This is a genomic window from bacterium (assembly GCA_026708055.1).
Lineage (GTDB): Bacteria > Actinomycetota > Acidimicrobiia > Acidimicrobiales > CATQHL01 > VXNF01.
Map to the genome: position 1 here is coordinate 89,039 of JAPOVS010000018.1, position 13,514 is coordinate 102,552.

Sequence of the window (13,514 nt, forward strand, 5' to 3'; positions counted from 1 at the left end):
AGATTCTGTATTTGTCCAGGTCATATGCCATTTGACGTTTGCCACTGTCCAGATCAGTCCGATAGACTCCCGAACAATTGGTAATAACGAAAGGCATAAACGTGGACCGGCCCGCGACACTCTCGGCCAGTTTCGTACGCACTGTGAAGCGCCCTGGGCGCTATGGCGACGGCCGCGGATCCCGCGGACTCAGCCTACTGGTCAAGCCGACCACCAACGGCAGGTTCAGCAAGACGTGGAGCCAGCGCCTGCGCATCAACGGCCACCCCGTGATGATCGGCTTGGGCGCCTACCCCGTCGTCTCCCTCGCCGACGCGCGCGAGGAGGCGCTGGAGAACCGCCGGGTGCTCGCCCAGGGCAAGGATCCACGGCGCAGCAGAGCCATTCCCACCTTCGAACAGGCCGCCGAGGCGGTGATCGCGCTCCGCGCCGACACCTGGCGTGACGGCGGCCGCACCGCTGACATCTGGCGGTCGTCCCTCGAACGCTTCGTGTACCCGCAGATCGGCGCCAAGCGAGTCAACGAGGTCACCTCCGGGGACGTGATGCGAGTGCTGTTGCCGATTTGGAACGACAAGCGGGCCACAGCCACCAAGCTGAAGTCGCGCATCGGCGGCGTCATGAAGTGGGCCATCGCGCAGGGCCACCGGGCCGACAATCCCGCCGGCGACGCCATCGCCGCCGCACTGCCCCGCACCGGCGGCCAGCAGACCCATCACCGGGCGCTCCCCCACCAACAGGTCGGCGACGCCCTCGCTGCGGTGCGAGAGTCTGACGCCTGGGCGGCGACCAAACTCGCCTTCGAGTACCTCGTCCTGACAGCCACGCGCAGCGGCGAGGTCCGCGGCGCCCGCTGGAACGAGATCGACCTTGAGTCAGCGACCTGGACCGTCCCCGGAGACCGGACCAAGACCGGCAAACCCCACCGCGTCCCGCTCAGCGACCGAGCCCTCGATGTCCTCGCCGACGCCACCGCCCTCGTCGATGAGAGCGGACTGCTGTTCCCCAGCCCCACGGGTCGCCAACTCAGCGACGCCACGATGTCCAAGCTGCTCAAGGAACACAACATCGGCGCCGTCCCCCACGGCTTCCGCAGCAGCTTCCGCAGCTGGTGCGCCGACACCGGCGTGGCCCGCGAAGTCGCCGAAGCCGCCCTCGGCCACACCGTCGCCGGCGTCGAAGGCGCATACCAACGCAGCGACCTCCTCGAGACCCGTCGCCAACTCATGGACGACTGGGGCGGCTACATCACCATCTAGCCCCCGCGGGCACACCGCGCACACAGACCCCCGGCGCGCACGAGGAGCTTCACCAACCCGCAGAGTTCCACCTAGCGCGGCCACCTCAGCTACCAGTCCAGCGACAGAGAGGACCGCCACAAATCGCTGGATCGCGAACGTGAAGAGACCTGCCTTGACCCGACGTCTCTGACGTACGCCAGGATCAGAGCAGACTTCTCCGGCACCCAGAGTTCCCAGCCACCCAGCCCGGGCTTCGTCGCGTTCTCCAGCTGTCACACGCGGTCGTCGAGCAGGAAACTGCACGAACCACAGTGTTGAGGTCCAATCGCGGTTCTTTAGAGATAGATAGATGTCAATGATCGCAGCAAGTCCAGACGAGTCGGGGCCTCTGGTGGGCGCGGACGGCGACGCTCGCCCGGCGGGCGTGAGCCCCTACTCGACGGGCGGTGGCGGGGTCACCTTTGAGCGGAAGGTCGCGGTCAAGTACCTCGCGCATCTCCTCGTCGGCGACGGCACCAGCGAACTCGGTGACGCCCGCCGCGTAGTGGGAGTCGCGTTCCAGCAGGCTCTGGAGCACCCGGTAGACGATCTTGTCGTACAGGCGGCGCTTCGGGACGAACAAGAGCCGTCGCTCGTGCTCGCGCTCGCAGTGCGGCGCAGACCGCAGATCGTTTCAAGCGACGAGTCGACGCGGAAGCTGGTTCAGCAGCTCGTGCGCGCTGTGATCAATGCGCCAATCGACGGTCCGGAATTCCGGGTGGCGCTGGTGGTATCGGGACTGCAGACGCATGCTGAGCAGCTCGCGACGTTGGCCACCCACGCTGCGGTCCAGATGGACGCCCCCGGATTCTTCGAGCTGATCAATACGCCGGGGAAGTTTCCTACTGGGGTTCGAGACCGGTTGGCTCAGCTATATCAGCTCGTCAGCTGTGCGCTTCGTGACCTCGACGAAGCCGAAGCCGACCCGACGGCGGTCCGGCACCGCACGTGGCAAATGCTCTCGGCGCTCGAAGTGCTCATGCCGACGCTCGAGCCGCCCGAAGAGACGGACTGGTCCGACATCACAAACCGCCTCGTCCCTGTCGCCCGAGGGACTGATCTGCTCGGAGCATCGCAACTACGGGATCGGCTTGTCGACCTTGCGGCCGAATACTCGCCGAAGTCCGCGCGAATCGATCTCACCTTGCTACGGCGGGGTGCGCATGCGGCCCTCGAACCAACAATCCGACGACATGAGCCGGGATGGCACATGCTCGACCATCTCCACGAGATGGCCCTCGCGTCGGTACGTCGCGAGCTCTCTACTATCGACGGCGTCCGCTGCATGCATGTCGATCGGCGCGACTCCACTTCGGAACTGCTGGAAGCAATCAGGGATGCCGCAGGTGTAGTCGTTACCGGTGAGCCAGGTGTGGGCAAGAGCGCGCTTGCACTGCAGTCGTGTACAGACGCGAGTACCGCAGATCCGGACTCCCTGCAGGTGCTGTGCGTCAACCTGCGAGCCGTTCCGCTGCTCGTGGTCGACTTCGAGAACGCTTTGGGCTGTCCGCTCGCTGCCCTGTTCGGTGAACTGAGCGCACCCAAGCGGATTCTTGTCGTCGATGGCGCCGACGCGGTCGCTGAGGGCCGGGAGATGGCATTCCGCCACTTGGTGGAGGCTGCCCGAGCGACCGACGTGAAGGTGATCGCAGTGTGCGCCGTTGACACGAAGCAGGTCGTGCACGACGCGCTCACCGATGCGCTTGGCGCCCCGGTCGCAGAGCATGCGGTCTCCCCGTTGACCGACGCGGAGATCTCGGGAATTGCTGGGATGTTCCCGGAACTGTACAACCTGACCGCCAACCAGCGATCACGAGAACTCTTGCGCCGGCTGGTCGTCGTCGACCTGCTTGTGCGCGGTGGCGTCTCCGGTGTACCACTGACCGACGCAGATGCAATGAATGAAGTCTGGCAGGGTCTGGTCCGTCGACGCGAGGTGCCCGAGCGGGGCTCTCCGGACGCCCGAGAGTTGGCGCTACTGCAACTAGCTGATCTCGAACTCAGCGGCGGCGACCGGCTTGCTGTGCTCAGGGGGATCGATCCAGTCGCCCTTAGTGGTCTCCGCCACGACCGACTGTTGCAGACATCGGTCGACGATCCATTCCGGATCGGACCCGAGTTCGCCCACGACGAACTACGTCGCTATGCGGTGGCTCGCCTATTGCTCGGGCAACCGGATCCCGGCGCGAAGCTGTTGCAGGACGGCGCCCCGCGCTGGTCCCTGTCGGCCGCGCAACTCGCGTGTCAAGCCCGGTTGGCGCAGCCCGAGACAGCCACAGCGCCGATACGCGGCCGGTTCACAACCCTGCAGTCCTCGTTCGACGCGGTCGTCCGGGCCGGGCACGGGGATCGCTGGGGTGACGTACCCACTGAGGCCTTGCTCACAATCGCCGATCCCGACAATGTGCTCTCGGACGCTTGGCCCTCGCTGCGCGCCGACGATGATGCCGGCCTCCGCCGGCTTGTCCGCCTGGTCGATCAGAGGCACCGTGACAACAGCGGCCTGGTCAGCCTGATCGCCGTGGAACCCGTCGTGCGACTGTTGCTTGAGGAGGAAACCCCGTGGCGAGTCGGCGACTTCGCCAAAGGCCTGCTGCGGGAGTGGTTGCACGCGCACATCACTTCGCGTACTCCGGCCGGGAGTCCACTGCGCATTCTGTTGCAGGAGCGTCTCGTCTCGGCATGCCGAGCGGCGGACCGTCGCCTGGCCGAGCAGCGAGAGGCCGAAGCCGCCGTCCGGGCAACCCGAACTCCCGAGCAGGAGGGCGGCTTGGAAGCGGGCTGTTTCCCACGCGTAGCTGCGCTCAGCTATAGCACGCGCCGGGAGCGCCCGGATCTCCCCTACGAGATCACCGAGGAGATAATCCTCGAACTCCTCGCACTGCTCGGCCCCGACCTTGGCACCGACGGTGAGGAGATTCTTCGCCGCGTCAGGCGCGACGCACCCGACCAGCTCGCACCCGCTGTCGATGACCTGCCCACTGCCTGTGCTGTCGCCAGCTACGCCCCCGGGCTCTTGGCCGAGTTAGCCGAGGGGTACTACTTCGACGACGAAATTGGTCGTCTCGACGGCTTTGATGATGGGATCCGCCGTCACCGCTTCCGAGGCATCGGCTCACCCTGGGGCGCTGCATGGAACCGCGGCCCGTTCTATCCGCTGCTTCAGGCCGACTTCCGCACCGGCGTAAGGGTGATCAACCACCTTCTCAACCATGCCGCTCGCGTTCGTGCGCTCACGGTCGCCTCGCTAGAACGGCCGGGCCGGGCACCCGACGACGCCGTTGGCACCTACCAGACCGAGTTGGGCATCACCGGGACACGCCATCTCTATGTCGGCGACGATCACGTCTGGCGCTGGTACCGGGGAACCGGAGTCGGACCGGACCCGTGCGTCAGCGCGCTGCAGGCACTTGAGCGCGTGTGCGACGACCGGATCACAGCCGGTGATCCGGTCGATCCCCTCGTTGCGATCCTCCTGGAGGGCTGCGAGAACCTCGCGATGGTCGGTCTCGTCGTTGGGGTCCTCGTACGGCACGCCGAGAATGCCAACTCTGCGTTGGACCCGTTCTTCACAGAACCGCAGATCTGGGAACTCGAAGTCCCGCGCCTCGCCACAGAGGACAGTTGGTTTGCAAGTCCCTCCGGCACGAGCGTGGAGTCGGACCGGCGAGACTGGTCACTTCGACACGCGGCTGGATTCATGGTCATGGAAGCCGACGAAGATCGTCAAGCCGAGTTGCGTGCACTCGGAGAGGCGCTGGTCGCAAACGCGCGTTGCACCATCGAGACGGCCGGCGGCCAGGATGTGACCCATGTTGATGATGGAGCCAACGAACCAGTCGAACAGGAACTCGCGACCGTCCGGAATTGGGCTATCAGCCTTGATCGCGACCGATATCGATTGCTTCAGACTCCAGACGGCCTCTACGTGCAAGCTACGCCGCCCGAGGACCTGGCAGAGATGCTCCAACAGCGCATTGGGGATCAGCAACCCGGGCATGAAGAGATCCGGCTGCTCCGTCGCTACGCCATCTGGCCCCGTGACAAGCCGCTCGACGCTGTTAGTCGCGACGAACTCCTTGTCGATATCGAAGTCGCGCAGCAGATCCTCGCAAACCAGTCAGCGCTTGTCGCCCTGCACCCCTGGGATCTTCCAACAGCGGTCGCAGCGGCAGCACTTCAAGCGCATCTCCTGCGCGGCGTAGACCTTCCGGTTGAACCGCTCACGTTCGCGGTCAATACGGTACTGCAGGTCGGCGAGGGCGAGGCGTGGCCTCGCGAGTACTTGGCCGAAACCACCTACTTCGAGCAGGCCGCGGATCGCAGCGCCGCGCGCGCCCTCCCATTGCTACTTCTCCCCGTCGCTACGGGGCTTCGCGCACTCGTCGACGGAGCCGACGGGCGGTCGCTACACGACCGCGCTTCGAACACATGCGTGAACCTTGCAGGAACTCTCTCCTACGAGGTCCGCCTCCACTTGGCTCGCGGCCTCGATGCCCTCTGGACAACACCCTGTGAGAACCAGAGAACGTGTCACCACGAGACGGGGCTGCGGATCGCTACCGAGACGCTGCGCGACTGCGCACTTGGGCAACCGGATCCCGACGACGGACGTCGCCAACCTGCCGCGCTCGACGAACCGATCGCTGAATCGGTCGCCCAACTCAGCGCCGACTCGATCATCACCCTACGACTCGACGCCGCCATCAGATCGCTCGCGCCCGCCTCGATAGCCAACTGTTGTGTCTCCGCAGACGCACACGCGCTGCTGATGGTCCTGCTCGACGCGCAGCGGCGAAGTCTGCTGAACGCTAGCCACGAGTTTGCGGATGAGCGAGGGATGCACACGCTCATAGGCGCCCGCGCCCTGCTCACCCTCGCCGAAAACGACGACGACACGGCCGTGTACGCGTACATCGACGCGTATGCCGGCAACGAGTTCCTGCTCGGCCATCTGTTACGAACGCTCTCAGCCGCAGCCGAAGAAACAACTGGCCGCGCCGCAGCAGCCCGCCGACTCTGGCCAAGCGTGATGCGCCACGTGCTTACGCTGCACCACTCGGGGCGTGCACGGTTCGGCAGCGGTTTCATCGGTGACATGACGCGGGCCGCCCTCCTCCCCGATCCTTCACCTGAGAGTGAGTACCGCTACCGCGAGGTGCAGCACGATCCGATCAGGTGGTGGGACCCGCTCGCGCTGCGCGCCGAAGTCGAGGAGTGGCTGGCGATCGCCGAAGGCAACGCTACATGCATCGACCAGCTCATCGCCCTCCTCAGCGCACTAAGTCCCGTGGATCAAGCTGCCATGGGGCTGCCATGGATAGCAAGACTCGTGCTCGCGGCCCCCAACCGAGTCGGCAACAGAGCCCTCAACTTGTCCGCCTGGCTGATCGACATCCGCGCATTCGCCACCAATGCGAGCCTCGGAGCACAATGGCAACAAGTCGTCGACGCCCTCGTAGTCGCTGGCGTCAGCCGGCTCGCGCTCTATTCGGATTGACCGCGACTCAACTGACGAACGGCCTTCGCGCGAGAAGCCTCGAGACTCGATGCCACGCGACGGACGGCATCACCTGGGACGGAAGTAGGCCTGGCAAACTCCACCATCACTGCCGCTGGCGACGAAGTGCGAGAACGTAGCCAGCAGGCCACCCGAGATTGCCCAAACGGTGCTCCCCACCGCAGGACTGATCCGATACCCGACCACATGCACAGGAGCGGCAGACTCGGTGTGACCTACCAATGGTTATGAGGCCGTCGCGGCTGGACCGGCCAAGGACCTCGTCGGTGCAGGTCCGTACTCGCTCCGTGTCGCCACTCCCGCCCTCCTTGCACGGACCTGCCGAGCGTGTTTCCGATAGACGTTGAGCGAACACCGCTCGGTAATCTTGGAGGTGACGGCGCCAGTCCTAGTGCCGCGCAGCCTGATTGCGGAGACACAATGACAATGCACAGCGAGCATCAAATTGCCATCGGCGCCCGATGACGCGCTGCCGCGAGGCTGGTCACGCATAGGCGCTGATGACAGAATCTGGGAACCGCCGGTACCGCTCGAGGTTCCACTGACGACGACCCGACCAACAGAACTCGACTTAGAGGCCCTCGGATGGCAAGACTTCGAGAGGCTGCTTTGTTGGCTTGTGCCGAAGCTGCAGCGCACTCAGAACGTGTTTCGATATGGGCGCTCCGGCCAGGCGCAGCACGGCATCGATATCGCCTGTCTTCCCTCCGATGGCGAGCCGACGGTATTTCAAGCGAAGCGCTACCAGAGATTCGGTGCTTCTGATCTTCGAAACGCTGTAGAGGACTTTGTCAACGGGGAACGGCCCCTGGATGCACAGAAGTTCATCGTCATCGTCGCCTGTGACGCGAACGCCACTGCCACGGTGAACATGCTTCAGGAGTGTCAGCGCCGCCATCCGGGCTTCTACATCGAACTGTGGGATCGTAGTGTTCTGTCGCGTTTGCTCGTCGGACATCCGGACATCGTTGAGCAGTTCTTCGGTGAGCACACAAAGCGAACGTTCTGCGGCGAACGAACGAGCGGCGATCCAGCCAGCACCGCGACCCTGCGCGACTACGTGATGAGGGGTCCGATCCGACATCTCGGACTAAGCACCGTGCTGAGCGAGGCCGAGAACGAGGCATCTGTACGCCCGCGGATCGCGGCGGATTGCTTCGGGGAGATTGCCAGCGCGCTAAAGGAAGCTTCTTTCGGTGGACACGCTAACCAGTTTCGCCTGCGCCAGGCGGACATCCTCGAGGAAGCCGACGACATCATCGCTGCCAGCGAGATCCGCCTGTCCGTCGCGTGGGCTCTCATCGACACCGCCCATCTTTGGACGGCCAACGTGGCAACGCGAAAGCTCCGAGAAGCGGCTGAACACCTTCCGGAGCCGATGGCGCGATCAATCAAGGCTCTGGGCAACATTGTGGCAATCCGGTTGGGGCCGGGCCCCGAACTGGCGGACATCGCGGAAGCAGTCGACGCCCTCGAAGCAGACGACCCTCATGGTGACCTTGGGTTGCTCGCGTTCGCGGAGGAGGCACTTGCTGCTCATCGTCTCGACTTCGTGCGGCACCGAGCCGACACGATGCAAACAGCTTTCAACGAGCTTTCCCTCGACGAGGCAGCACCCCTTGTCGCGGCGCGTGTACGGGCCTGCATTGCCGACGCTACCGGCGAGTGGTCTCAACTCATGCTGCATGCGCGGACGCACTGGGCTCCTGAGATCAATGCACTCATCTGCGCACGACATGGCAGACACGCTGGCCAGCAAGGGGACGTGGATCTAGCTGTTGAGCGCTACCAACAGGCCATCCGAGCCGCGACGGATGCTCAGAACTACGGAGACGCATGGGCTTGGCTATACGCCCTACGGTCAGTCTGTTCTAGCAACGACCGCCGAGTGAGCGACGACATAGGCGACGTTCATCGCATAGCCGAAACCGTTCGCGCTCATGGAGACTCGTCGGTTCTTCCCAATGGGCGCACACGCACGCAAGCCTTGGCGACGCTCAATTCTCAGGACCCGATCGCGGCCTACGAAGCAATCAGGCGGCACGTTCGACACTCCACGGTCGCGGCTTCGCTCTCGGAGGAGATGGAAGCACACCAGCTCTTTGGGCACCTCCTCGCGGACACGGGACGCCCGATGGAAGCAGTTCAGCACTACATCGTCGCGGGTGACGGCAAAGCTGCCACCAGTCTCGCGGAACGCTGGCCGGACGAGGCGTTCAGCCTCGATGCTGACATCTCAGGGCTGCCGAGTTGGCAACGTGCAGCGGTCTTCGAAACTGTCGCTGCCTTCGACGATTGGCTACCGGATCCTGACCGCGCCCTGTGGGCCACGTCCTCGCTCAAGGAGATTCTCACCGACTCCGGCGCTGCCGGGCTATTCCGACGCCGTGCTCCCAAGGCCGCATATGGCGCGCTCGCGGCGACAGCTTCGGATCTGGCAGCGGCAGAAGCTGAACGATTCCTCGAGCAGGTTGAGGCGGGCCTGGAATCGGAGCGGGCCGCGATTCTCGACGCCGACAGCTGCTCGGTCACAGTGCTATACGAGATAGCGGGCTCTCACCCAGAGTTGGCCAGCCGCGCCGTCACAGCGGCCATGAAGCTATTCCTGAGTGTCCCGTATCGATCCCACATCAACTGGGATGAGGGTTACAACGTGCTGAGGCAGCACCAACAAATCGTTAGAGATCACCTGGCTGTCGAGGTGCAGGCAGGCGACCTCACGGCGTGCATCGTGATGACAGCAGCGGACTGTGTGGACGAGGCGGTCCTTGACCAGGCGAGACGAAGGCTCGAACGAGCAGTTTCGCAGCCCGAGAGAGAACCAGGAGTCCAACACATAGGCAGCAGTCTGCCCTACGACGCCTACCTGATCCGCCACTTGGAGGCCGAATCCATACACAGATTCGTCACCGCGGCGATGGCGCTCGCCGTCGACCCAGGAGAACCAGTTCCCAACCGAGATCAAGCCCTTGGTGCAGCAGAAGCCTGCATGCCAGGAATTCCCGAATCGCAGCGGTCGGACTTCTTCAAGGTAGCCATGGAGTGCGCTCGCGGCCTACACGACGATCAGGGGAGCACTCCCTTGCCACTGGGCGACACAGACCCTCTGAGTAGATTCCGGATCAGCTTTGGACCAAGCTCTCTGCGAGGTCCCGGACTTCGGTGCGCGGCCGCGAGCGCTGTCACGAACGAGCAGAAGAAGATGGTGAGAGGCGCGGCCTTGGAACTCCTAATCGCACCCGACAAGTACACAGCCGAGACTGCGGCGTTCGCTGCCGCTCAACTGCCGGCGCCGGTGCTCGCGGGCGACGTGGACACACTTCGACTACGACCGGATTCCCGGGCGCGCGTCCTGGCCGCATTGACGTGGGCCAGCTTGGACGATGTTGATGAGCAGATTGGCCGGGGCCTCGCTATGGACCCATCACACACGGTGCGAGCCGCCCTGGCGTCGGCGCTACGCGAAATCCCCTCCCATGACGCACTACGCCAACTGCTCTCGCGAGACACCCGGCGTACAGTCCGAAGAGCCGCATCTCGCAGGAGCCGCTGATGGGGCGGGATCCACCGAACCGAGTTCTCAAAGAACACCACATTGGCGCCGTCCTCCACGGACTCCGCAGTTGGCGCGCCAAGAACCGGGTACCCCGCGATGTTGCCGATGCCGCATCCGGCCACACCGTCGCCAGCGTCGAAGGCGCCGACCAGCGCAGCGACCTCCTCGAGCGGCGCTACATGGTCGTAGCACGCTGGGCTGGCTAGTTCACCAGCTAACGGTCGGGGGACTATAAGTGCACACTTCTACAATCTCTAGCTTATGATTGTGGTGTGTGGGCAGGCGAGCACACCGACGAGTTCGGCGAGTGGTGGGACAGCTTGACCCCGAGCAGCAAGAAGCGCTCGACGATCGGGTGATACTGCTCGCCGAGGTCGGACAGGGCCTGCGGCACCCCGTCGTCGGAGAGATCACCTGGTCACGCACGCCAACATGAAGGAACTCTGGGTATCGAAGGGCAGCGCACTACGGGTGCTTTTCGCATTCGATCCGCGGTGCCACGCCATCTTGCTGCTGGTCGGCGAGAAGTCAGGCCGATGGCAGGAGTGGCACAACTGGGCGATCCCCCCCCCAAGCCGACGAACCATACGACACCTACCTCGAGGAACCGCGAGCAGAAGGGCTCCTCGACGATGAGCCCTAACTATGACCCGACACACGAATGGACAGCAGCACCATGCCAAACACGACGTCATACCGAGAGCTTCACGGCCGGGTTGCCGAGCGGTCGGGCGCCGCCGAGCGCCTCGCCGCGCTCCGCCTGGGCACCCTCGCGGAGATCGGCCTGTACGAACTCCGTCGTTCCCTCGAACGCTCCCAGACCGACCTCGCTGCCGAGCTGGGCATCAGCCAGCCGGCCGTCTCGCAACTCGAACGCGGCGACGACGCGAAACTCTCAACTTTGCGCAGCTACCTCGAGAGTCTCGGCGCCCGACTCCAGATCCTCGCCATTTTCGACGACGGCGAAGCAGAAACCGCCATCCCCATCCGGATCGGAGTCAGCGCCTAGCCGCAACGACCGCGAAGACACTCCCTGGCTCAGTGAGATCGAGCCAAGCGGACCCGAACGAACCGGCAATACCCAGATCAGAGGATGTCTTGCGGACCTCGGCGATTGACGGGGAGTGGCGCCGGCAAAGAGCGCCCAGTTGGGGTTGCCAGCGTAGAGGGGCGCTCTGATCTGGTAGTGCGCGAAGCGGCGGTGTCCCGCGCCGCCAGGTGACCGACCGGTCACCGTCGAGGACCAACGCCACCGCGTGGCCTTGAACTTCTTCGTGAACCGCCGCCTGGTCTTCCCCGGCGGCGGGTAGTGCCTCATCACAGACATGGCTCCCTCCCAATTGAGGTGTCAAACCAACACGGGGACCTCACGTCGGGTTCTCCCGCACCGCGGACTCCTCCGAATCGGTGCATGTCAAACCCGATTCTGGAGGCCTCAGTTCACCGACCACGGACCTAGTGCCCGCTCAAATCCGACGACCGGCAATCGGGGCCGCGCTAGGCCGAGGTCGACGCGAGCGCGACCCGCTACTGGAGCGTGGCTCGGGTTCCAGATCGGACAGTGACCAGTCAGGTATCGCGTTGGTGCTGGGAGTCGCTCAGTTCAGGTCTTGAGTTGGAGCGACTTCGGGAATCATGAGTCGCGGTCCGGCGACTCGTCTACCGAGCATCACACGAGTTCCTGGCCACTTCCAAGTGGGCTCGGCATCACGCAGTGGTCCGATTATGCCTCTCACCTGTTAAGCGATTGAGAATCGATCCTTGGTAGTGAAGCTTGTGTAACAGCATTCTCTCGATATACCACTGTCCTAGATTCCAGGCTTCGTGATGGACTTCGTTCGGCAGTTCACCCAGTTTTTGCTTAGCATGAACCAAGTCATTCCGGACGCTATTGATCGCTTCCAGACCATTCGCTGGAAGTCGGCCGACCCGTGCCAGCGCGTCTAGTGCTTCACAACCTGCACCAAGTCTGATATCGATTCCCATACCTTTTGTCGCACACGCGACAAACTTACCTGTGCTTTCTCCTCGCTTCTTTTCCCGTCCGAGTTCTTGGTGCGAGAGAACTTCGAGAGCCGCTTGGGTTAGTACTATTCCAACATATGCTGGACTTGTATTACTTACGAGATACCAATCTATTGCTCGTGTCATAGTGCTGCGCCAATCGCGATCGTCTCTGAATAGACGCCAGTGTTCGGGGAACAACTCCGAGAGTGAGTCGGCACCGTTCAATCCTCGGAACCAGGACCGGCTTTGTCTCCATGAATCTACGTGGTGTACACCCCAGCGCATCCAAGATTGTGCTCCGTGCTCATCCTGACCCTCCACGAGAGTGACACCGCAAGCCGAGCCACGAGCGAACGAAAGGAGCATACGCAACGCATCAAGCAGTACGCTCGCTCGCTTGACCGAAAACGTAGCGCCGCTAGTACGGATGATTCTGCCAGTATACGTAACGCCGAATCCTCTATCTCGCTGGAGCGTCGTGCAGACCTCGGAGATGTTATTGACCCCGGTGAGCTCCACGGTCCAATCAGAATCCGCGAGGGTTGCATGAGAAATCGAAGTCATTATCGATCCGTTGATACTAGGGATCGATTGATTCCCGAGTAGCTGAGGAAAGTTGATCAGCGAAAAGGTCACAGCACTTAGCGGCCTTCCGTCGTCCCGGACATCCACGGGCTGACGTTGTGGCAACAATACCCCTTCTCCTGTATTGAGGTCGAAGGATCCGCAAACAGAGCGTAGGCAAGCACCATTCTGCAATTCAATGTCGAGAGGTCTCTTTTCTAAGAACACATTCGGTAGAACAGCTTCAATCGTAAAGACTGGGGTGGGAAGCAACCGGAGTATGAGTTCGGCAGGGATATCGACCAGTTGGTCTTCGATCCTGATGATTGTTGAACTGCCTAGGTGCACCGGCTCGTTGGGCTCAAGTATATCCAACATCAGTTCGATCCAGGGTCAGTAGTTCTCTCCGACGTTGTCAGCGAGTCGGCGAGGGCTTGGATTTCTTCTAGGGCGGCTTGGATGTCTTCAGCGATCTCAGCGGCGAGGACGGCGGGGGGTGGGAGGTCGTCGGTATCGGTGAGGCTGTCGTCTCGGAGCCAGAAGATGTCGAGGCTGACCTTGTCGCGCGCCAGCAGTTCGTTGTAGG

At 63.2% G+C, this 13,514-nt stretch carries 8 protein-coding genes; 7 read left to right on the forward strand and 1 reads right to left on the reverse strand.

The window, feature by feature from the left end; genetic code table 11:
• Positions 1-101 precede the first annotated feature (101 nt).
• The 7 genes from OXG55_01920 (at position 102) to OXG55_01950 (ending at position 11,366) form a co-directional block, all read left to right on the forward strand.
• Positions 102-1,259 (forward strand): tyrosine-type recombinase/integrase, encoded by a 1,158-nt coding sequence (locus OXG55_01920; GenBank protein ID MCY4102012.1) that lies wholly within the window; start codon positions 102-104, stop codon positions 1,257-1,259.
• A gap of 373 nt (positions 1,260-1,632) precedes the next feature.
• Positions 1,633-6,780 carry a hypothetical protein gene (locus OXG55_01925; protein MCY4102013.1) on the forward strand — a complete coding sequence of 1,716 codons (5,148 nt, stop codon included), beginning with the start codon at positions 1,633-1,635 and terminating at the stop codon, positions 6,778-6,780.
• A gap of 466 nt (positions 6,781-7,246) precedes the next feature.
• Positions 7,247-10,354 carry a hypothetical protein gene (locus OXG55_01930; protein ID MCY4102014.1) on the forward strand — a complete coding sequence of 1,036 codons (3,108 nt, stop codon included), beginning with the start codon at positions 7,247-7,249 and terminating at the stop codon, positions 10,352-10,354.
• Complete coding sequence (locus OXG55_01935; GenBank protein ID MCY4102015.1) at positions 10,354-10,563, forward strand: hypothetical protein; 210 nt, start codon at positions 10,354-10,356, stop codon at positions 10,561-10,563. The genes OXG55_01930 and OXG55_01935 overlap by 1 nt, the downstream gene beginning before the upstream one ends.
• A 101-nt stretch (positions 10,564-10,664) precedes the next feature.
• On the forward strand, positions 10,665-10,793 hold the full coding sequence (locus OXG55_01940) for a hypothetical protein (GenBank protein MCY4102016.1): 129 nt from the start codon (positions 10,665-10,667) through the stop codon (positions 10,791-10,793).
• Positions 10,790-10,993 (forward strand): hypothetical protein, encoded by a 204-nt coding sequence (locus tag OXG55_01945; protein ID MCY4102017.1) that lies wholly within the window; start codon positions 10,790-10,792, stop codon positions 10,991-10,993. Before OXG55_01940 ends, OXG55_01945 begins: the two co-directional genes overlap by 4 nt.
• 40 nt (positions 10,994-11,033) lie before the next feature.
• A complete protein-coding gene (locus OXG55_01950) occupies positions 11,034-11,366 on the forward strand; it encodes an XRE family transcriptional regulator (protein ID MCY4102018.1) in 333 nt (110 codons plus the stop codon).
• Positions 11,367-13,305: 1,939 nt separating this feature from the next.
• Here OXG55_01950 and OXG55_01955 read toward each other — a convergent pair.
• A partial coding sequence (locus OXG55_01955) for an SAM-dependent DNA methyltransferase (protein MCY4102019.1) occupies positions 13,306-13,514 on the reverse strand: 209 nt, incomplete at its 5' end.